The organism is Nannocystis bainbridge (assembly GCF_028368995.1).
Classification (GTDB): Bacteria; Myxococcota_A; Polyangia; order Nannocystales; family Nannocystaceae; genus Nannocystis; species Nannocystis bainbridge.
The window spans coordinates 1630415-1651213 of the sequence record NZ_JAQNDL010000002.1 but is presented as its reverse complement, the minus strand read 5'-3'; the positions used below and the strand labels follow the sequence as shown (position 1 = coordinate 1651213).

General features: G+C 74.7%; 12 protein-coding genes. 3 read left to right on the top strand and 9 right to left on the bottom strand.

The genetic code is table 11. The annotated features are described in order from the left end of the window. Positions 1 to 295: 295 nt before the first annotated feature. The 3 genes from POL25_RS24150 to POL25_RS24140 all read right to left on the bottom strand — a co-directional run bounded on the left by POL25_RS24150 (position 296) and on the right by POL25_RS24140 (position 3139). Positions 296 to 1024, bottom strand: a complete 729-nt coding sequence (locus POL25_RS24150) for a hypothetical protein (RefSeq protein WP_272088509.1) — start codon at positions 1022 to 1024, stop codon at positions 296 to 298. 166 nt (positions 1025 to 1190) lie between these two features. Continuing rightward, entirely contained in the window at positions 1191 to 2303 is a 1113-nt protein-coding gene (locus POL25_RS24145; protein WP_272088508.1) for a hypothetical protein, read from the bottom strand. 119 nt (positions 2304 to 2422) lie between these two features. Next, positions 2423 to 3139: an NUDIX hydrolase gene (locus tag POL25_RS24140; protein ID WP_272088507.1), complete on the bottom strand. Its 717-nt coding sequence runs from the start codon at positions 3137 to 3139 to the stop codon at positions 2423 to 2425. A gap of 105 nt (positions 3140 to 3244) precedes the next feature. Between POL25_RS24140 and POL25_RS44505 the strand changes: the two genes are divergently transcribed. Further along, the gene (locus tag POL25_RS44505; protein ID WP_272088506.1) at positions 3245 to 6010 is read left to right on the top strand and encodes an ATP-binding protein; all 2766 of its coding nucleotides are present in this window, start codon (positions 3245 to 3247) and stop codon (positions 6008 to 6010) included. Further along, positions 6007 to 6987: a response regulator gene (locus POL25_RS24130; RefSeq protein ID WP_272088505.1), complete on the top strand. Its 981-nt coding sequence runs from the start codon at positions 6007 to 6009 to the stop codon at positions 6985 to 6987. The genes POL25_RS44505 and POL25_RS24130 overlap by 4 nt, the downstream gene beginning before the upstream one ends. A gap of 191 nt (positions 6988 to 7178) precedes the next feature. Here the strand turns inward: POL25_RS24130 and POL25_RS24125 are convergent, their stop codons facing one another. The 4 genes from POL25_RS24125 to POL25_RS44980 form a co-directional block, all read right to left on the bottom strand. Next, positions 7179 to 7694, bottom strand: coding sequence for a TlpA family protein disulfide reductase (locus POL25_RS24125; RefSeq protein ID WP_272088504.1), 516 nt, complete (start codon positions 7692 to 7694; stop codon positions 7179 to 7181). Between the two features lie 47 nt (positions 7695 to 7741). Beyond that, the gene (locus POL25_RS24120; RefSeq protein WP_272088503.1) at positions 7742 to 8305 is read right to left on the bottom strand and encodes a sigma-70 family RNA polymerase sigma factor; all 564 of its coding nucleotides are present in this window, start codon (positions 8303 to 8305) and stop codon (positions 7742 to 7744) included. 503 nt (positions 8306 to 8808) lie between these two features. After that, a complete protein-coding gene (locus POL25_RS24115; protein WP_272088502.1) occupies positions 8809 to 10959 on the bottom strand; it encodes a HEAT repeat domain-containing protein in 2151 nt (716 codons plus the stop codon). A 34-nt stretch (positions 10960 to 10993) separates the two neighbouring features. Further along, entirely contained in the window at positions 10994 to 13702 is a 2709-nt protein-coding gene (locus POL25_RS44980; RefSeq protein WP_272088501.1) for an amidohydrolase family protein, read from the bottom strand. A 231-nt stretch (positions 13703 to 13933) separates the two neighbouring features. Between POL25_RS44980 and POL25_RS24105 the strand changes: the two genes are divergently transcribed. Then, complete coding sequence (locus POL25_RS24105; RefSeq protein ID WP_272088500.1) at positions 13934 to 15628, top strand: choice-of-anchor L domain-containing protein; 1695 nt, start codon at positions 13934 to 13936, stop codon at positions 15626 to 15628. A 138-nt stretch (positions 15629 to 15766) separates the two neighbouring features. Here POL25_RS24105 and POL25_RS24100 read toward each other — a convergent pair whose 3' ends face one another. Next, positions 15767 to 16660, bottom strand: coding sequence for a hypothetical protein (locus POL25_RS24100; RefSeq protein ID WP_272088499.1), 894 nt, complete (start codon positions 16658 to 16660; stop codon positions 15767 to 15769). Positions 16661 to 16970: 310 nt separating this feature from the next. Continuing rightward, entirely contained in the window at positions 16971 to 20681 is a 3711-nt protein-coding gene (locus POL25_RS24095) for a serine/threonine-protein kinase (RefSeq protein WP_272088498.1), read from the bottom strand. Between the last annotated feature and the right edge of the window lie 118 nt (positions 20682 to 20799).

Sequence of the window (20799 nt, the reverse complement as noted above, 5' to 3'; positions counted from 1 at the left end):
CCGGGCGAACAGGCGACGAACGCAGTTCACGAGGCAGGCCCAGGTCGCGGGTCCGAGCCCCCGCGCGGCCCGGTGCGCGCGCAGCGACCTCGCGCGCGCCGGTGCGATGGGTCACGGGCGCGGCACGCGGTGTCGGGTTCGATCGAACATGTTCTAAGGGGCATGCTTTGAAAGACATGTCCGAGGGGGCATGTCCTGTGAGGCGCGGAGCCTCGCGTGCGAGCGCGGGGCTGTCCGGTCGGGCAGATGCGCGCGGTCCGGAGGACGGTGGCCTGGCCGATCGGCCAGGTCCGGATCACGGCGGGGCGGCGTCGAGGGCGACGCGGTCCGGCCAGGCGCGGACGGTGCGAGGGGCGCTGGCGGCGTCGCCAGCGAGCAAGCCGCGGCCGGCGAGCACGACGCGGATCGGGGCGGGATCGAGGCGAGCGAGCGCCTGACCGGGGGTCTCGCCGCGGCGTTCGCCGAGGTCGGGCGGGCCGGCCTGGCCTTCGAGCCAGCGCCGCAGCTTGCCGCCGGCGCCGGCGGGCACGAGGGCGAGGCGATCGTCGCCGAGGAAGACGAGGTCGTGGGGGAAGCCGCGGGCGGGGTCGGGCTCGGCGAGCGGGCCGGCGGCGGTGGTGCGGCTGGTGACGCCCCAGGCGCGCGCGAGGGTGTTTTGGAGGACGGCGAGGTCGCAGCGGACGCGCACGATCCAGACGACGGCGCCGGCCGGATCGTGGAGGAGGAGCAGCTCGCGGGGGGTCAGCGCGGCGTCGGCGAGCTGGCGGCGGAGGATGTGCAGCTGGGTAGCGACGAAGCCGAGGCCGAGCGCGGCGACCACGGGCATGCCGGGGGTGGTGGCGCTGGCGCGCGCGAGCTCGGCGGCGGCGTCGTCGACGCCAGGGTCGCCGAGGTCGAACAGGGCGACGACGCGGGCGTCGGCGGGGATCCACTCGAGGTCGCCGATCGGATCCTGCACTTGTGGGCATGTCTGTTTGGACATGTCCTCGGGGACCTGGGCGATCGGGCCTGTCGTCTCGGACATGGCCGTGGGGGCAGGTCGCGAAGAGGGCGGATCGCCGGCGGGTGGGGCGTTGCAGGCGGCGAGCGCGAGCAGCAGGGCGAGGCGCGACCGGAGGAGGCCGAGGGCGCGCGGAGCGGAGAGCGCGGGGCTCACCGAGGGCCTCCGCGCTGCCCGGGGCGCGGCGCGCTCAACGGCCGCCTCCGCGGCGCAGGGGCGCGAGGTCGTCGGCGGCGAGCTGCAGGCGGCCGCGCACGACCGGGCCGTCCTGGCTGTAGGCGACGGCCTTGTAGAGGTCGCGCAGGACGTCGGTGGCGGCGCCGGCGGGGGCGCGGGCCTCGAGCGCGGCGGCGGCGTCGGCGACGTCGCCCAGCGGCTGGAGGATGACCTCGCCGTCGATGCCGGCGGCGTCGTGGCGGGGCAACGAGCGCGCGCCGTCGGCCTCGACGAGGCGGCGCAGGGACAGCTTGGCGACCCCGACGTCGTCGCTGAGATCGAAGTGGAGCATGGCGCCCTGGACGTACAGCTCGAGCAGGAGCGCGGGGTCGGCGGCGACGACCTCGCCGATCATGCGCGTGAGATCGGACGGAGGCAGGTCGCGGGCGGCGGTCAGCGGGCCGAGGCCGTTGCCCATCTCGGTGAGGGAGAAGGCGCCGACCAGATCGTCGGCGAGGAAGACGAGCCGCCAAGGGAACACGAGCGAGGGGGCGAGGCCGGGGGCGCCGTCGACCGGAGCCTCGGGCGCGGACTGGCCGGGGGTCCACACCGCGAGGCCCTCGACGGTGTCGACCTGCATGCCGCCGCTGCGCAGCCAGGCCTCGACGTCCGCCCGCGGCGCGAGCAGGCGGCGCACGAGGTAGGGGCCGCGGGCGAGCACGGGCTGCATGACGACGAGGTCGCGCGCGAGCCACTGCTCGGGCGGCGGGGCGGCGGGGCCGACGAGGGCGGCGAGCCCGGACTCGAGGCTCAGCGGGGCGCGCAGCAGGGCGAGCGCGCGCGGCGGCAAGGCGAACAGCTCGCCGAGCGCCTCGGGCTCGAGGTCGGCGGGCAGCCGCATGTACGCGACGGCGGGCGAGTCGGGGTCGAGCCAGGCGAGGACGCGCCGCTCGTCGGGGGTCGCGGGCGCGGCCGGCACGACGGGCGCGGGAGGGGCGGCCGGATCTGCGGCGTCGGTCGGCGCGGGCGCGCCGGCGGGCGCCGTGGCGGAGCGCGGACCTTGGGGCTCGGTGCGGCCGCAGGCGGCGAGGAGGAGGGCGAGGAGGCAGGTCGAGAGGCGCATGGCGGAGGCTGGCGCGAGGGACATGTCGCTGCGGTCAGCTGCGGTGGCTGGCGCGAGGGACATGTCGTTTCGGACATGGCTGTTCGCGCCTGTCGCTTGCGACATGCCCCGAAGAGCATGGCGCGGGGGCCATGGCCGAAGGGTCAGCACAGGCGCCAGGTCCTCCCGGCGCGGACGAGGCGGTGGGGCAGGTCGGCGACGCGGGCGGGGGCGGGCACGCCGTCGCCGGGCAGCTCGGGGTAGGCCGGGTCGTGGGGGAGCACGACGACGAGGCGCGCCTCGCCGTCGGCGTCGGGCTGGAGGAGGCCCTTGGGGAGGATCGGCTCGTGCACGAGGGCGGCGGGGAGGCCGACGAGGCCGGCGCGGCGCTCGTCGGCCAGGCGCATGAGGGTGCACAGCGTCGGCGGCGGGAGGTCGACCTCTTCGCGCTGCCAGGCGGCCAGGAGCTCCGCCGGGGTGGCCCAGCGGCCCTCGTGGGTCTCGTGGCCGTCGGCGGCGGCGTCCTCGAACTCGCCCTCGGTCAGGCGCGCGAGATAGAAGCGGGCGAAGTAGCGGCGCGGCTCGGCGGCGGGGGTGAGCCAGGTGTCGAACCAGTGGAGGTCGCGGGCCTCGAGGGCGACGCCGGCCTCCTCACGGCACTCGCGCCGCGCGGCGGCGTCGAAGGCCTCGTCGCTGCCCTCGGGGCCGTCGTCGGGGTCGACCGCGCCGCCGGGGAACACCAGGGTGTCGGGCATGAACGGGCTCCGGGCGCTACGGCGGAGCATGAAGACCTGGGGATCGCCGGCGGCGCGCTCGCGCAGGAGGACGACGGTGGCGGCGAGCCGCACGCCCGCGAGGCGGCCAGGGTCGGTGAGCGTCATCGGCGCGGCAGACTAGCAGGGGTGGCCGGGGGGCGCGAGACGGCGCTGCGCGAACTCGACCCCGGGCACCAGGCGGGGAATTTTGCTAAGCATGCCGCCGCACTCGTGGTCCAGGGCTCCAAAACCTCCTCGCTGCCGCGCCTCGGCGACGCCGAAGCCACAGTCCGCCTCGGCTCCGACGGCGCGCTCGGCGCGTACAGCGAGATCGTCGCGGCGCTGGCGATGCCGGCCGCCGTGCTCACGCCCGCGGGTCTGATCCTGGCGGCCAACCCGGGGCTGGCCGAGGGCCTCGCCGCCCACGATCTCGGCGGCGAGCCGTTCCTCGGCTACATCGCGCGCGCCAGCGAGCGCAGCGCGTTCGGGCGAGCCTTCACCGGCCTGCGCGGGCGACCGGCGGGCCACAGCTTCTCGCTCGAGCTGACGCTGGTGCCGGGCCGCGGCCGGACGTGGCCGTGCGCGGTGCGGGCCAGCAAGCTGGCCAGCGACAACGTGCTGCTGACGTTCACCGCGCCCGAGCGGTCGCAGACGCCCGACGTCGGCCGCGCGCTGGCCCGCTGCCTCGAGGCGCTCGACCAGGGGCTGCTGCTGCTCGACGGCGCGGGCATGATCGTGCACGCCAACCCGGCCGCGCGGGTGCTGTTCGCCGGCGACGTGCGCGGCCGCGTCCGGCCTGGCGTGGAGGACATGTCGCAACGGACAGTGTCTTCGGGGCAGACGGCGGACGGCTCGGCTGGCCCTACGGACATGCCCGATCGGTCACGTGCCGGCGGCGTGGATACGCGGCCCGGCCGGGGCGTGGCTGGCCCGACGGGCATGTCCGATCGGTCACGCGCCGGAGCGGCGGGTGGCGCGAGGGACATGTCCGTTCGGTCACGCGCGAGCGACGGCGACGACGCGGTGTGGACAGGCGGGGCGGCGAGCGCGGCGCCGCATGCCGCCGATCGAACCGTTGACGAGGCGGCGCGAACCGGCGCCGGAGCGGGTCGGAGCGCGGTTTCAGGGGCTCAGGCAGCGGCCGACGGGGCGCTGGCGCGGACGCGACCTGGCGCAGAGAGCATGTCCGGAAAGACCTTGTCTTCGGGACAGGACTCGGAGGCCAGGAGCGGGCCGCACCTGGGCGGGCGCAGCCTGCTCGAGCTGGCCGAGCCGGCGGCCGCGCGGGCGCTGAGCGAGGCGCTGACGCAGGCGCGGGTCGGCAACTGGCATGGCGAGATCGAGCTGCGGCGGCTCGACGGGGCGCCGCTGCCGGTCGAGCTGTCGCTGGCGGGCGGGCGCGAGGAGGGGGCGCCGACGGTGGCGCTGCTCCGCGACCTCCGCGAGCGCCGGCAGCAGGACTTCGAGGATCGGCTGCTGGCCCAGGTCGACCGCCTGCTGGTGTCGACGGCGCGGCCGCACGACAACGTGGCGGCGGCCTGCGGGGCGATCATGGACTCGCTCGGGTTCACCCGCGGAGTCGTGCTCGCGCGCGTCGGCGAGGGCTGGCAGCGGTGGACGCTGCGGACCGGCTGCGCGCCGCGGGTGTCGACGCTGCCCGTCGAGAGCGAGCCGCCGGCGGCGTGGGGCAGCGGCCCGGCGGTGGTCGAGATCGACGCGACGGAGCCCACGCACCGGCGGTGGTTCGGCGAGCTCGAGGGCCGGAGGAGCGCGCTCCGGCTGGCGCTGGGGGCCAATCCGCGGGTGGCCGGGTTCTTCGTGCTGGCCGGCGCCGGGCCGCGCGACGCGACGCCGCTGCGGCTGCTGGCGCTGCTCGCCCCGCAGCTGGCGCTCGGGCTCGAGGGCGGTCGCCTGATGATCGAGACCGAGGCGCTGGCGGACTATCAGGCGCTGCTGCTCGACCAGACCAGCGTGCTCATCAATTCGATCGACGCGGCCGGGCGGGTCGTGACGTGGAACCGCGCCAGCCAGCAGCTGCTCGGCGTGTCGGCCGAGGCGGCCCGCGGGCGCAAGTTCGGGGTCGAGGTGGCGCGCCTGGCCGAACCTGCCCGATGGGACACGTTGTGGACGAGCCTGCGGTCGACCGGCGCGATCGCCACCGAGGTCGCGGTGCTGGCCGAGGGCGGGCAGGAGATCCCGCTGCACCTCGAGGGTCGCTTGCTGCGCGGGGCCGACGATCCGGGGGCCGGCGCGGTGCTCGTCGCGCTCGACCTGCGGCGGCGGCGAGCGCTCGAGGACCAGGTGCTGCGCACGCAGAAGCTCGCGGCCGTGGGCCTGCTGGCGGCGGGGATCGCCCACGAGATCAACAACCCGCTCAGCGGCGTGGTCGGCTACAGCCGGCTGCTGCTCGAGAAGCCGCTCGACCCGAACGTGCGCGAGAAGGTCGAGAAGATCGCGGCCAGCGGCGAGCGCTGCCGCAAGATCGTCGAGGGCGTGCTGCTGTTCTCGCGCCAGCGCGAGGGCGGCAAGCGCCGGCCCGTCGACCTGAGCGGCCTCATCGACCGCGTGATCGGCATCGGCGAGTACCAGTGGCGGATGCACAACGTCCGGGTCCTGCGCTCGGGGCTGCCGAAGGCGATGCTCGTCGGCGACGCCGATCAGCTCGAGCAGGTGCTCCTCAACCTGTTCTCGAACGCGGTCGACGCCATGCCGCGGGGCGGCCGGATCCGGATCCGCCTCGACCGGGAAGACGGCCGCGTCGTGCTCGAGATCGCCGACGAGGGCTGCGGGATCCCCCCCGAGATCCTCGACCGCATCTTCGACCCGTTCTTCAGCACCAAGGACATCGGCAAGGGCACCGGCCTCGGGCTTGCGATCTCCTACGGAATCATCAAGGACCACGGAGGTGATATCCTCGTGAGGTCGCAGCCCGGGCTGGGTACGACCTTCACGATCCACCTCCCGGACGCCCCCGAAGGGCAGCCCCCCAGCGTATGAGCCGCGGACGCACTCCAGTCAAAGACACCTACTCCACCCACGACGTCGCGCGGATCTGCTGCGTCACGCCGACCACCGTGATCCGCTGGATCGAGGACGGCCTCATCCCGGCGTTCAAGACCGTGGGCGGCCACCGCCGCGTGCGGCGCGAGGATCTCGAGCGCGTCTGTCAAGAGCGCGGGATCCCGTTCACCGTGCCGACCGGCGACGAGGTCGGCCGCCTGCTCGTGATCGACGACGAGCCGGTCGTGCTCGACCTGGTGCGGGATGTCCTCAAGGACCTGTCGCATCAGTTCGACGTCGAGGTCGCCCGCGACGCGTTCGACGCCGGCCGGCTGGTGGCGACGTTCCGCCCGCAGCTCATCTTCCTCGACCTGATGATGCCCGGCGTCGACGGCTTCGAGGTGTGCGCTCGCCTCAAGCGCGACGCGTCGACGATGCACACCGAGATCATCGCCATCACCGGCTACTACACCGAGGCCAACATGGAGCGGATCCTGGCGGCCGGCGCGTCGGCCTGCCTCAAGAAGCCGCTCGACGTCGCCGAGGTCCGTCGCCGCGTGGTCGAGGCGTTCCACCTGCGCGACGAGCCCCGCATCGAGCCGTCGAACGACGCGCGCGACAACTCGAAGGTGCTGCTGGTGACCCAGAACGCCGACTTCCGCGCCAAGGTGAAGGAGGAGCTCGAGCGGGCGACGCCGGCGCTCGAGATCAAGACCGCCCAGACCGGCGCCGACGCGCTGCTGGTCGCCCAGGCCGCGCCGCCGCGCTACGTGATCCTCAGCATGACGGTGCCCGACCTCAAGAGCACCGACGTGATCGCCAAGCTGGCCGCGGGGCCCAGCAACCCGCAGATCATCGCGGTCCACGACGCGCCGACCGACGAGATCCGCATGGCCGCGCGCGCCGCCGGGGCCCGCATGTGCCTGCCCACTGCGGCGGTCGCCGGCAGCGTGCGCGAGCTGCTCGGAGTGTGAGCCGCTCGCGCGGCGGTCGCCGCTGCGCGAGTGAGCTGGCCTCGCGGTCATGTCTGAAGCGACATGTCTGCGAGGGCATGTCCTCACGGACATGCTCTGCGGCGCAGGCTCGGTCGGCCTGGACGCGCGGGCGGCCTTGTGAACATGTCCGAAGCGACACGTCCGCGAGGGCATGTCCGCACGGACATGCTCTACGGCGCAGGCTCGGCCAGCGCCGCTGCGAGGGCGGCGGCGAGCTCGGGGTCGCCGGTGGGGATCCGGCCGTCGCGGCGCCAGCGGAGGTTGCCGGCGCGGTCGACGAGGTAGCTGGCCGGGTAGCCGATGACCTGGAACGGGCCGCTGACGACGTTGCGCTCGTCGTGGACGATCGGGTAGGTGAGGCCGAAGCCGGCGACCATGTTGCGCAGGGTCCGGGCGTCGCGCGCGGCGTCGGTGCTGACGCCGACGACGGTGAGGCCCTCGGGCTCGTGGCGGACGTGCAGCGCCTGCAGGTCGGGCAGCTCCTCGCGGCAGGGGTCGCACCAGGTGGCCCAGACGTTGAGGAGGACGACGCGGCCGCGCAGGTCGGCGAGGCTGAGCGGCTCGCCGCGCAAGGTGGTGCCGGCGAAGGCGGGGACCGGCGCGCCGAGGGCGAGCACCGGGGCGGCGCCGCCGGTCCTGGCCGTCGCGCCGGCGCCGGGCTTGCCCTCGCAGGCGGAGGAGAGCACCAGTCCCAAGAGACAGGCGAGGAAGCGGCGCGATCGAGGGGCGAGCATCAGGCGGCGGCGGCGGCGAGGCCGTGCTGCTGAGCATAGTCCGAGAGCTGGTCGCGGAGCAGCCGGCGCGCGCGGTGCAAACGGCTCATCACGGTGCCGAGCGGACAGCCGAGCTGCTCGGAGGCCTCGCGGTAGGCGAGGCCGTGCAGGTCGACGAGCTCGACGACCTCGCGGTAGTTCGGCGGCAGAGCGGCGAGCGCAGCGGCGACTTCGTCGGACAGGCCCTCGGCGTGCCAGGCGGCCTCGGGGGCGCTGCAGGCGTCGATCCGGGCGGCGTCGAACATGTGCTCGGCGATGTCGCTGCGGCTGGCGGTGACGTCGACGACGCGCTGGTGGCGGTGGCGCGAGATGAAGGTGTTGACCAGGATCCGCGACAGCCAGGCGCCGAGGCTGCCGCCGGGCCGGAAGCGGTGCCAGTTGGCCCACGCCTTGGTCAGGGCCTCCTGCACCAGGTCCTGGGCCTCGCTGCGCTGCCGGGTGAGGCGCATGCCGACGCTGGTCAGGCGCGGCAGGTGAGGGTTGATCTGGGCCAGGAACTCGTCGGCAGGGGTCACGGCTCGCATGCCCGACCTAATGAGCAAGACTGAGTCCAGACGAAAAAGGTTGTGATTGCCAGCGGTTGCCGGAAGGGGGAGGATCGGGGAGCCTTGGACGATTGCTTTCTTGGCGAGAAAGCAACTTTTGATGACTTCGAGCCGACGGCCCGAGGTCCGCGGGGGCTGCGATACACGATTCGCAACGCCGGGGTGGCAGGGCCGCAGGGGAGCGCGAGGCCGATCTTCTTTACAGGGCCGGCGCGAGGACGGACGTTGAGCGCCGTGACAGCGGGTGCCGCGTGGCGGCCCGCAGCGAGAGTGGTCGCCGACGAGGCCACGCAGCCCGCCGACCGACCGATAAGAGCGCGAAGACGGTTCCTCGCCTCGTGACGTGAAGGTGCGCTCCCTTCGAAGCGGCGACGCGATCGGGACGCGCCGTGACTGAAGCGGGCGACTGTGAAGGTGCGCCTGCGGCGGAGCGGCAGCGAGGCCGGTCCGCAGCGCCGGCGCGAGCGAGGAGCGGGCACGCGTCAGTCGAAGCCGATCCGCGGGCTCGTGACTTCGACCGGCGGGCCGGGCAGGTCACGGAGGGTCGCGGCGGCCAGGCCGGGGCCGAGGGCGAAGCGCAGGCTGCCGACGGTCTCGGCCGGAGCCTGGAGCTCGTGGCCGCGCAGCCGCAGGGGCAGCCACGGGCCGGCCTCGCCGGGCGGGGCGATCACGAGGCCCCAGCTGTCGCAGGGCTCGGGGGCGCGGGCGAGTTCGACGGCGCGCAGGACGGCCGGCTCGGGGTCGCGGGCGGCCATCAGCGCCAGCTGGGGCGCGAATCCGGGGTCGGGCCGGTCGCGGCAGGCGAGCGCGAGGGCGGCGCTGGTGCGGACGCGCGCCGATGCGTCACGCAGGAGACCGGCGAGCAGCGGGTCGGCGAGGCGGGGCGAGGCCCAGGCGAGCGCGGCGGCCGTGCAGGCGCGCACGCCCGGGTCGGCGGCGGCGGCCTGGCGGGCGGCGGCGCGCAGGAAGGTGGCGCCGCCGTGGCGCAGGCGGGCGAGGGCGGCCACGGCGAGGCAGCGATCGGCGCTGGCGAGGGTCGGGTCGTCGGCCCAGACGGCGAGGCGCAGCGCCAGCGCGTCGTCGACGGCGGTCCAGCCGGGGGCGCCGGCGAGCGCGAGCAGCCACGGGCGCCGCAATTCCGGGCTGCCGGCCAGCTCGAGGCGGTGGCCGGCGGCGCCGCCGAGCCAATCGGGGGCGCGCGCGCCGAGAGCCGCGGCGGCCCGCAGGCGGCCGGCAGGGTCGGGCTCGCCGAGGGCGCGCTGCCAGGCCTCGCGGTCGGCGTCGGCCGGCCACGGGGCGGCGAACAGGGCGGCGGTGCGCGGCGGATCGAGGGCGGCGAGCAGGCGCCGGATCTCTCGCTCGAGCGGCGGCTCGAGGCCGCGGGCGAGGGCGGCGGTCAGGGCCGGGCGGGCGGCCTCGCCGAGGCCGAGCAGGGCGTCGAGCGCGGGCTGACGCAGTGTGTGCGCCTCGGTCTGGCGCAGCGCGTCCTCGCGGAGGCGGGCGACCAGGCCCTCGGCCAGGGCGGCGCCAGGGCTGCGCCGGCGGGCGATGGCCTCGGCGACGTGCCGCGGCAGCAGGTTGCGCGGCGGGGCGTCGAGCAGGCGCAGCAGCTCGGCGTCGACGTCGAGGCCGTCGGGTCCGTCGCCGGGCTTGCCGGCAGGCCCGGGCAAGGCCGCGAACGCGTGCAGCAGGCTGCGACCGACGTAGGTCTCGTCGCCGACCTGGAGCGCGCGCAGCAGGGCCGGCGCGGCCCGGCTGTCGCGCAGGCGCGCGAGCGCGTCGGCGGTGTCCTGGCGGACCTGCGGATCGGGGTCGACGAGCAAGCGGGTGAGCGGCAGGGCGCCGTCGGACCGGCCGGTGCGCGGGTCGTCGGGACCGAGCACGCCGAGGCCGTGCGCGGCGGCCCGCCGGACCTCCGGGGTCGGATCGGCGAGCTTGGCGATCAGGTTGGTGCGCACGAGCGCGAGCTGGTCTTTGGGCCAGGTCGCGGCCGCGAAGGTGCGCATCGACTCGGCGCGGATCAGGGGGTCGGGGTCGCGCAGGGCGGTGAGGAACAGCTGCAGGCGCTCGGGGTCGGCGGCGAGCACGACGACGCGGAGCGCGGCGACGCGGAGCGCGGCGTCATCGAGCTCGGTCTGCCAGATCTTGCGCGCCGCCGGGGCGCAGGCGAGCAGCTGCCGCTCGAGGCACGACTGCAGGACCTCGCGGCGGACGGCGCTCGAGCGGTCCTCGAGCGCGGTGACGAGGATCGGGGCGACGAGCGGGGTGGCGAACCCGTCGAGGTCGCGGACGGCGGCGACGCGTCGGCTGTCGCGGACGAGCCGCAGCTCGCTCTCGGGCGCGCCGATCAGCGGCTCGGCCGCCCGCGAGACCTCGGTGGGCCACAGCGGCCAGCGCCGCGCGGGCTCGGCGGATGCGTCACCCGGTAGCAGGACGCTGCACAGGCCGGCGAGCGCGAGCAGGGTGCGCGAGCGCGACGGCGAGGCGATGCCCGGAGCGCGCGGCGACGTGGAGCCGCGGACCGTGCTCCCGCGCGATGGTTCGCCAGGCGAGCGGCCCGCGTCGTGCGACGCAAAACGCCCCGGCCCGAACGGGACCGAGGCGAGGGGGGAGCGGCCCGGAGAACGCGGCACCGGGCCCGAGTCTAGGCGAGCGCGACCTGCGGCGCTACGGCCACGGGTTGCACATGTTGTTGGGCCCGAGGACGATGTCGCTCTTCACCCGCGGCTGCAGCTTGGTGTTGTTGAAGCTGAAGCCGAGCACGCCGGCGATCGACTCGATCTGGGTGCCGACGGGGCAGGCGTTGTTGAGCTGCATGTCCTTGACCGCGTCCGACAGTTGGTCGTCGATGCGGAGGTTGCCGGTGACCGCGAACTCGTCGAAGTCCATCGGCGCGTCGGGGTTGACGACGGTGATCGTCAGCATGTCGACGGACACGAGCATCGACTGCAGACGGGTGGCATCGGGGCCGCCGGTGGCGATGTCGGCCGGCTCGGCGGGCAGCGGGTCGAACGGGAGCACGTTGCCGGTCTCGACGATCGAGACCTGCGGGTACGAGATCTCGTCGAGGCCGAAGTACTGCTCGTAGGTGCCGATGATGTCGACCTTGTCGCCGACCTTGACCGGCGGCGAGGCGTTGCCGGTGAACACGAAGATGCCGGTGAAGGGCGCCTGGGTGCCGGTCTCGATGTGGAAGCCGCGCGAGCTGCCGGTCGCCGGGCGGATGCCGGTGACGTAGGCGCCGAGCACGTTGACGACCGCGCCGTCCGCCGGATGCTCCGGGTGGCTGGGATCGCGGATGGCCTCGATCGAGGTCGGGCACGGCGCGTAGCCCGGGTTGGCCGACGGGCACGAGTCGCACGAGTCGCCCTTGCCGTCGCCGTCGCCGTCGGCCTGGTCGCCGTTGGCGATGCGGATGCAGTTGTCGGCGCCGTTGGGCACGCCGTCGTCGTCCATGTCGTCGGCGTCGACGATGGTGCAGCTGTCGGTGTTGTCGAGCGGGCACGGATCGCAGGCGTCACCGGCGGCGTCGCCGTCGGCGTCGGGCTGCACGCCGGGCTCGATCAGCAGCGGCGGGTTGAACACGTTGGGGCAGTTGTCGTCGGCGTCGGCGAGACCGTCGCCGTCGAGGTCGTCGGCCACCGGCAAGCCGTCGTACTCACCCGGACGCGAGGGCACGCAGGTCGGCTCGGCGTCGGGCGTGCCGCAGAAGAACATCGGGTAGGTCGTCTCGATCGCCGCCTTCATCTGGGCGTACGTGACGCCGCCGGTGTCACCGCTGACGCAGGCGGTCTTGGAGCGGCCGCACACGTCGATGTCCTCGCAGCTCATGCCGTTGAAGCCCGCCATCACCGCGGTGTCGCCGTAGAGCGGCAGGCCGCCGCGCATGACGAGCACGACGCCCGGGAGCTCGGCGCGGACCACCGCGGCGTGGCGCTCGAGCTCGGCGCCGTCGAACACCGCGATGTCGCCGGCGTAGCCGGGGCGCAGCAGGCCGATCGCGCCCTCGCTGCCGGTCGCCAGGGCGGCGTTCAGCGTGACCATGCTCCACAGGTCGCGGTCGCTGTAGTGATTGTTGTAGTAGGTGGTGTTGAGCTCGTCGGCGCAGCGGAGCTCGCGGAGCATGTTCATCGAGCCCGAGGCGACCCAGTCGGTGCCGAGCGCGAGCGGGACGCCGAGGTTGTCGAGGACGGTGACCTGGGCGGTGTTGCCGTAGAGGACGATGTTGGAGCGCGGCGACCAGACCACGCGCGCGCGGTCGGGATGGATGGTCGCGCTGTCCTCGGCGGTGAGGCCGATCGCGTGGACGATTGCCGTCTGGCTGGCGATGACGTCGCTCATGCCCGCGCTGAGGCACACGAACTCGTTGCGGGCGAAGTCGTCGATGCCCTCGGCGATGTGCGGCAGGTAGGCGTTCTCGTCCTCGATCTCCGAGGTCAAGGTGACGCCGGGGTAGCCGCCGCACATCGAGGCGTTCTGGTAGCCGTTGGTGTCGCCGAGCGGGAAGGTGTCGCTGTTGGCGACCGGGAGCGGCAGACCCTCGAGCAGGCCCATGTCGAGGTTGCGCAGCAGGCCGGCCTTGCCGCCGGCCGCGGCCGCCGACGTCGCGCCGCTCATGATGAAGCGGAACTCGGCGGCCAGGATCTCGGCCGAGTCGGCGCCGCCGGGGACAGTGAGCTTCTGGTGGCCGTTCTTGCCGACGCGCCAGTCGTGGCGGTGCTCGTAGCGATCCTTGCCCTCGCCGATCGGCTTGTTGGCGGCGAAGCTGATGTGATCGTGGGGGTTGATGAGGCCGGGCGAGATGACGCCCTGGGCGCAGCCGAGCTGGGTCGCGTCCTGGGCCGCGGGCAGATCGAGACAGTCGCAGCCGACGCAGGCGATGACGCCCGAGGCGTCGACCAGCACGGCGCCGTTCTCGTAGACGGCGTCGGGCGCGAGCACGGTGCCGCGGATCAGGGTGCCGCCTGGCCCTTGGGACAGGACCTCACAGGTGCCCTCGGCCGGCGGGGCCAGCGGCGGCGCGTCGCACTCGATCACACCGTCGACCGGGCCGCCGGTGTCGGTGTCGGTGTCGGTGTCGGTGTCGGTGCCCGTGCTGGTGTCGGTGGCGGTGCCGGTCTCGGTGATCGTGCCGGTCTCGGTCACCGTGCCGGTCTCGGTGGTCGGGCCCACAGTGGTCGGCCCGACGGTGGACGTGGAAGTCGTCGGATCCGTGGTCGTCGGCACGACGGTGTCGCTGCCGGGCCCGGCGCTGGTGCCGGTCGTCGAAGTGTCCGAGTCGCTCTCAGTGGTAGGCGTGCTCGTATCGTCGGTGCAAGCCGCGAGCGAAATCGCGCTCGCCAGCAATACCAGGCTGGATCGGGTCCCAAGATGCATCGGGGGCCACGATAACCGGTTCGTTCCCCGCGGCGCAATGACGACGCCGTCATGAACGAGTGTCCGTTGCAGGAGCAAGTGACAGCGAGGTGTCACGCCCTCGAGGGCCCGCCGCCCAGCGGTCACGCCGGGGTCACGCGTGAGTTGACGGAAGACCGGGCCTCGTGCACCTGCAGGGGCTTTTTGGCATAGCTTGCGCGCTCGCGTCCCGCGAGCCCGGAGGTGCACGCGATGTCTCGTTACCCACGAATCACCGGGCCGTCTGCGGCCGTCACCACGCTGCCGCTGTGGGCGCTCCTCGCCTGCGGGGGCGGTCAGGACGCCACCACCAACGGGTTCGCCTCGGCGACCGAGTCGTCGGCAGGCAGCGCGACCACGGCGCCCGTGACGACCACGGGCACCGGCGAGGTCACCACCGCCGAGCCGACCACGGGGCCGGAGCCGACGACGGCCGGGACCACCACGACGACGACCGAGAGCGTCGTCACCGACTCGACGAGCATGTCCGGAACACCATGTTCTTCGGACCAGGAATGTAAAGACAGCCCGGACGGCCCGAAGTGCGACATCGAGGCCGGGGTGTGCAGCCAGCCGTGCGAGCCGGGCCAGGAGGAGCCGTGCTATGGCGGGCCCGACGGCACCCAGGACGTCGGCGCTTGCGTGTCCGGGGTGCGGACCTGCCTCGACGGCGGGCTCGGCTTTGGCGCGTGCGAGGGCGCGGTGTGGCCAGCCCCCGAGGCCTGCGGCAACGAGATCGACGACGACTGCGACGGCGACGTCGACGAGGACGCCGACGAGGACGGGGACGGCTGGGGCGTGTGCAGCGGCGACTGCTGCGACGTCGCCAGCGGCGCGTGCTCCGATCCGGAGCGGGTCAACCCGGGCGCCTACGAGTTCGTCGGCAACACCGTCGACGACGACTGCGACGGCACCGTCGACGAGGAGGCGCCGAGCTGCGACGCCGCGCTCGCCAGCGACTCGGCCGATCCCCTCGACTACGCCCGCGCGCTCGACCTGTGCCAGATGACGGTCGAGAACCCGGCGGACCCGAAGGACCGGACCTGGGGCGTCATCGGCGGCAAGTTCAGCCTGGCCGATGGGACAGGTCTGCCGGCGGCCGCGTCGCGCTCGATCCGCGCCGGCTTCGGCGACACGATCGCGCCGCAGAAGCACAGCCGCCTGATGATCCTGTCGAGCGGCCACGCCGCCGACGCCAACGACACCAAGCCGAACTTCGTGAAGTTCGAGGGCGGCGCCAACCTCGGCACCTCGAGCCCGCCGCCGCAGGACTGGTGGACGGCGATCGGCGGCAAGCTGCCCAACCCGCCCGGCTGCAACGTGCCGCTGGTGCCGTCGGCCAACGACCCGATCATGCTCAAGCTGCGGATCCGGGTCCCGACCAACGCCAAGTCGTTCTCGACCAAGATGTACTTCTTCTCGGCCGAGTACCCCGAGTACGTGTGCAGCCAGTACAACGACTTCTTCGTCGCCCTGGTCGACTCGGACGCCGACGGCAACCCGGACGACAAGAACGTGGCGATCTACGACGACGGCAAGACGCTGTGGCCGATCGGCGTCAACCTCGTCAAGGTCGCCGCCGGCCTGTTCACCCAGTGCCAGGGCGGCGAGGTCGGCTGCGCGGCCCAGGGCGTCCCGACCTCCGACTACAACGGCTGCGAGAGCACGGCAGAGCTCATCGGCACCGGCTTCGACCAGAAGGACAACTCGACCTGCGAGCCGGCGCAGACGATGATCGGCGGCGGCACCGGCTGGCTGACGCTGCGCGGCAACGTCGAGCCGGGCGAGATCATGGAGATTCGTCTGGCGATCTGGGACACCGGCGGCCACATCTTCGACTCGCTGGTGCTGCTCGACGCGTGGGAGTGGTCGCTCGAGGCGGCCGAGCCGGGCGTGACGCCGGGCTGACGCGCGCGCCGGGCTTCGCGGCCGCGGCCGCATGACCGTTGCGCAAGGTCCGAAGGGACATGTCTACTCGGACATGTCCCTTCGGACTTTTGGCATCAGCGGCGGCGCGTCACCGCGGAGGCACGTGAGGCGCTGGCGTCAGCGGCGGCGCGTGAGGCTGTAGCGGGTCGTGCCGCGGATCGCCATGGCGATGCCGCCGATCAGCATCGCCAGGCCGACGCCCAGGATCACGCTGCCGACGGTGCGACGGTCGCGGTCGTTGCCGAGCGCGGTGAGCATGCCGCCGGCCAGCGCGCCGCCGGCCCCGTAGCCTGACAGCAGCATGCCGCCGATGAGGAGACCGCGGCGGCCGGGCTGGACGCGGGCGACGTACTCGCCCTCGAGATCCTTGAGGAAGAAGGTCGACGACGGCATGACCCGGTCGCCGCCAAAATGGAACGGGTAGCCGGCGCGGCCGTCGATGACCTTGCCGCACGGAGCGCGACAGACCGTGCGGGGGCCGCGGCCCATCTGCGTGTTGCTGTTCGCCGTGGGCGTGCCCTCGAGCAGGTGGACGTCGGCCGGGCGCGTGACCTCGATGAAGATCCGCGGCCGGCTCGGGCCCGGCGCGACCTCGTCCTCGGGCGCGACGGCGACGGCGAGGCTGTCCGCAGGGACATGTCCCGAAGGTTGCGGAGCCTGTCCCTGGGGACCTGTCGCCGCGCCGGCGAAGGTGGTCGAGGCGATGTCCGCCCAGGCGATCGTGCGCAGCCCGCCGGTGAGCTGGATGATGACCTCGCGGTCCTGGTGGAGCTCGAGGATGGTGCCGCGCAGGACGCTGCCGTCGCGCAGGATGACGGTGTCGTAGGCCGCGGGCGGGGGCGGCTCCTGCAGGGGCGGCGGCGCGGACTCGGCGATCCGAACGACCTCCTGCGTGGGCGGCGGCGCGGGCTCGTACGCGGGGGCCGCGGGCTGCTGGGCGCGGGCAGGCGCGGGGGCGCCGGCCAGCGCGAGCGCGACGATCGTGACGACGGCGGCGCTGCGACGATGCATGGGGCGAGGTTTTAGCACGCCGGGGCGGTGACGTTCACTGGACGCGTTCGCGCGGGCGGATGCCCATGAAGGACCGAGATGTCGCCGAGGCGAATTCGAGAAAGCGCGAGCGTGTCGCCTCGAGTCCACGACCCGCGAGCTCGAGGTCGCCCGGGTGTGCTGGCCGGAGCGATCGAGTTTGCGGAGGGGCGATGCGTATCGCCCCATCGTCTCGAAATTGCGTCGGCAGGCGCACGAATTTGCGAAGGACGGCGCGCGTCGCTTCCTCGTCCGGGAATGCGTCCGCGGGCGCGCGAGTCAGGGATGCGCCTCACGGCGCCGGTTCGCGCGCGCTCTGGCACGCGCTCGCGTTGGCCTCGGCGAGGGCTGGGGGTTCGCCGAGCAGCTGGCCGCGCTGGCGCGCCGACAGGCACACCGGCGAGGCGGCGCGCAGGCGGGCCTGCAGGGTCGCGGGGGCGAAGTCGGCCGACCACAGGCGGAGCTGGCCGTCGTCGCCGGCCGAGGCGAGGTGCGGGCCGGCGGGTGACCACGCGAGGGCGCGCACGGGGCCCTGGTGGCCGGTCAGGACCACCGGCTCGTCGCGGCCGTCGAGCGGCCAGACCCGCACCGTCGCGTCGTCGCTGGCGGTAGCGAGGGCGGCGCCGTCGGGACGCCAGGCGAGCGCGCGCACCGGGCCGCTGTGCTCCTCGAGGATCGTCGGCGCGGACCCGTCGAGCGGCCAGATCCGGACCCGGCGGTCCCACGAGCCCGTGGCCAGCCGCTGGCCGTCGGGTGAGAAGGCGAGGACCGTGACGCTGCCCGAGTGCGGCCCGAGCTCGCGCGGGGCGGCGAGGTCGCGCACGTCGTAGAGCCGGGCCGTGCGGTCGGCGGCGCCGGTGGCGAGCCTGCTGCCGTCGGGCGAGAAGGCCAGGGCGGTGACGCTGCCGCGGTGGCCGGTCAGGGCGCGAGATGTCCCATCGGACAGGTCGAAAAGACGGGCGCCGTCGGGCACGGCGAGGGCGGCGAGGGTGAGGTCGGCGGTGACGGCCGCGGCCGCGGCCGCGGGGTCGAGCGGGCGCGGCCGCAGCGGCCGGCGGGCGTCGTCCCAGCCCTGCAGGGCCCCGGCGCGGGTGATGGTGAGGACATGTCCGTTCGTACCTGGCCCGAGGAACATGGAAGGGGCGGGGCCGCCGGCGAGCGGGCTGGGGCGCGCGCGGGACTCGTCTGGCGAGGATGACATGTCCTTTTCGACATGTCCTTTGGGGCCTGACCTATCGGGCATGTCCCGCGACGCGAGGTGAAAGCCGCGGCCGTCGGTGCGGACGGCGTGCAGGCCGGCGGCGGTCCAGACCAGGTGATCGACGGGGCCGCCGAGCGCGACGGCGCGGACCAGCGGATCGCCGCCGCGGACCCGCCAGACGCGGGCGGTGCCGTCGCGCGAGGCGGTGACGACGTGGTCGCCGGCGGGGCTGAAGCCGGCGGCGACCACCGCCTCGCCGTGGCCGCGCAGGACCAGCGGCATGTCCCCGGGGACAGGTGCGCCGGCGACCGGCCAGACGCGGGCGGTGCCGTCCTGCGAGGCGGTGACGAGGCGCTCGCCGGCGGGGCTCCAGGCGACGGCGTAGACGCGGCCGTCGTGGCCGCGCAGGGTCCGCTGGAGGGCGCCCGCGGCGGTCCACAGGCGGGCGCTGCGGTCGAGCGAGGCGGACGCGAGGTGCTCGCCGTCGGGGCTCCAGGCCAGGGCGACGACCTCGTCGGCGTGTCCGCGCAGCAGCGCCGGCGCGCCCGAGCCCTGGGTGTCCCACACCCGCACGAGCCCGTCCTGGGCCCCGGTGGCGAGCTTGCGGCCGTCGGGGCTGAACGCAGCGCTGCGCACGGCGCCGCTCGGGTGGGCCAGGGAGCGCGGAGGACCGGCGCGCAGGTCGACGATGCGCGCGGCCCCGTCGGCGCCGGCGGATGCGACGAGGTGACCTGTCCTGTCGAACAGGACCGCATGGACAGGTCCCTCGTGGCGGGCCAGCTCGCGCGGGCGCGGCGGCGCGGCCCCCAGGTCCCAAGCGCGCACGCGGCCGTCGCCGCCGCCGGTGACGAGGGTGCGGCCGTCGGGCGCGAGGGCGAAGGCCCGCAGGTCGGCGCCGGCCGACGCGGGCAGGCGCAGCGGCGGATCCTGCCACACGGCCGCGCCGTCCTCGGCGCCGCTGACGAGCGCGCCGCCGGGGGCGAAGGCGACGGCGCGCACGGGGCCCTGGTGCTCGTGGATCTTCAGGACATGGTCTTCGGGCCATGACCAAAGGGTCACGCGCCGATCCTCGCCGGCGGCGGCGATCCGGGCGCCGTCGGGGCTGAACGCGGCGACCTGCAGGGCGGCCCCGCGGCCGCGCAGGACGGCGACGCTGACCGGGTGCAGCAGCGCCGACACGGCCGCGGGCACCCACCCGGACGCGGCGGCCGGATCTTCGACTTCGCGCAGCAGGGCCAGCACGGTGGTCGGATCGCCGCGCGCGCCGGCGAGGGCCTGGGCCAGGCGGTTGGCGTCGCGGGCCCGCGCGGCCTCGTGGACGGCGCGGCCAGTCTGGCGCTCGGCCTCCTTGCGCTGGCCCTCGGCCTCGCGCCGGCGCCGTTCGGCCTCGCCCAGCGCGTGCTCGGCCAGGGCGGCGTGGGCCTCGGCGTTGAGGCGCTGGGCCTCGGCGGCCGCGAGCGCGTCCTTGAGGGCGGCCTGGGCCCGCTGGGCCTCGGCGAGCTGGGCCTTGGCGTCGACGAAGGCCCGGTCGCGCTCCTGCTCGGCGGCGGCCCGCTCGTCCTCGGCGGTCCGCCGCTGGCGATCGGCGGCGGCCTCGGCCCGCTGGGCCTGCGTGGCCGCGTCGGCCCGCTCGCGCGCGACGACGAGCAGGCCGACGACCACGACGACCACCGCGAGGCCGACCAGCGCGGCGCTGCGGCGGGTCCGCCAGGCCCGCTCCGGATCGCGCTCGAGCTCGTCGAGCAGGTCGTCGATGCTGGGCCAGCGCGCGGCGGGATCGACGGCGAGGCCGCGGACGAGCGCGCGCCGCAGCCAGGCGGGGACCTTGCTGTCCTCGGGGACAGGTGAGACCGCGCCGGCGAGCACGCGGCGGGCCAGCTCGAACAGGTCGCGGCCGGCGAACGGCGGGGCGCCGTAGAGGGCCTCGTAGAGGGCGACGCAGAACGAGAACTGGTCGCTGCGGGCGTCGACGGGCCGGCCCAGGTGCTGCTCGGGGGACATGTACGCCGGCGTGCCGAGGATCGCGCCGGTCTGGGTGAGGGTGGTCGAGAGCTCGACCCGCGCGCCGGCGCTGAGGATGCTGGTCGAAGGGACAGGTGCGGGCGCGGGCGGCTCGAGCGGCTCGTCGCCGGCGTGACGCACGAGGCCGAAGTCGCCGACGCGCACGCGGCCGTCGTCGCCGACGAGCACGTTGGCCGGCTTGAAGTCGCGGTGGACCAGGCCGGCGTGGTGGGCGGCGGCGAGGCCCCGGCCGGCGGCCACGAACACCTCGCGGATCTCGCGGATGTCCCGCGGGACAGCTTGCAACCAGTCGCGCAGGTTGGGCCCGCGCACGAACTCCATGGCGACGTAGACCTGGTTCTCCCAGGCGCCGACCTCGTGCACGGCGACGACGTTGGGGTGGGCCAGGCGGGCCATCGCCTGCGCCTCGCGCAGCAGCCGCGCCTGGTTGTCGGCCGCCTCGCCGGAGCGCAGCAGCTTGACGGCGATCCTGCGATCGAGGCGCTCGTCGTAGGCGGCGTAGACGACGCTCATGCCGCCGGCGCCGATCTGCCGCAGGACGGTAAAGCGGCCGATCTTGGCGGGCGCGACCTCGCCGGGGAACAGGCGGGCCTTGATCGCCTCCATCGCCAGCCGCTCGGGGGCGAGCGCGTCGCCGCGCCGGGCCTCGCTGGCCAGCCGGCTGAGGTGACGCGCGTCGTCCGGCGCGGACACCGACGAGGCGGGCGGCGTGGCCGTGTCGGCCTGCTCGAGGCTCGAGAACTGCCGGCCCGTGCGGACCGTGGACTTTGCGCCTGCCACCGCGACGACCAGGATCCCGGAAACTGCCCCGGGCTTCAACGCGCCCCGCGGCCCGCCGGCCCTTGTCCCGCAGGAGGGCTGGTCTACCATCCGAACGACGTGCCTGCCGCGATCCCCG

What these genes read in the sequence shown, in the direction of transcription:
- POL25_RS24105 (WP_272088500.1), top strand. Translation starts at nt 13,934, where the DNA reads ATGTCTCGTTACCCACGAATCACCGGGCCGTCTGCGGCCGTCACCACG.
- POL25_RS24150 (WP_272088509.1), bottom strand. Translation starts at nt 1,024, where the DNA reads ATGTCCGAGACGACAGGCCCGATCGCCCAGGTCCCCGAGGACATGTCC.
- POL25_RS24130 (WP_272088505.1), top strand. Translation starts at nt 6,007, where the DNA reads ATGAGCCGCGGACGCACTCCAGTCAAAGACACCTACTCCACCCACGAC.
- POL25_RS24100 (WP_272088499.1), bottom strand. Translation starts at nt 16,660, where the DNA reads ATGCATCGTCGCAGCGCCGCCGTCGTCACGATCGTCGCGCTCGCGCTG.
- POL25_RS24145 (WP_272088508.1), bottom strand. Translation starts at nt 2,303, where the DNA reads ATGTCCCTCGCGCCAGCCTCCGCCATGCGCCTCTCGACCTGCCTCCTC.
- POL25_RS24120 (WP_272088503.1), bottom strand. Translation starts at nt 8,305, where the DNA reads ATGCGAGCCGTGACCCCTGCCGACGAGTTCCTGGCCCAGATCAACCCT.
- POL25_RS24140 (WP_272088507.1), bottom strand. Translation starts at nt 3,139, where the DNA reads ATGACGCTCACCGACCCTGGCCGCCTCGCGGGCGTGCGGCTCGCCGCC.
- POL25_RS44980 (WP_272088501.1), bottom strand. Translation starts at nt 13,702, where the DNA reads ATGCATCTTGGGACCCGATCCAGCCTGGTATTGCTGGCGAGCGCGATT.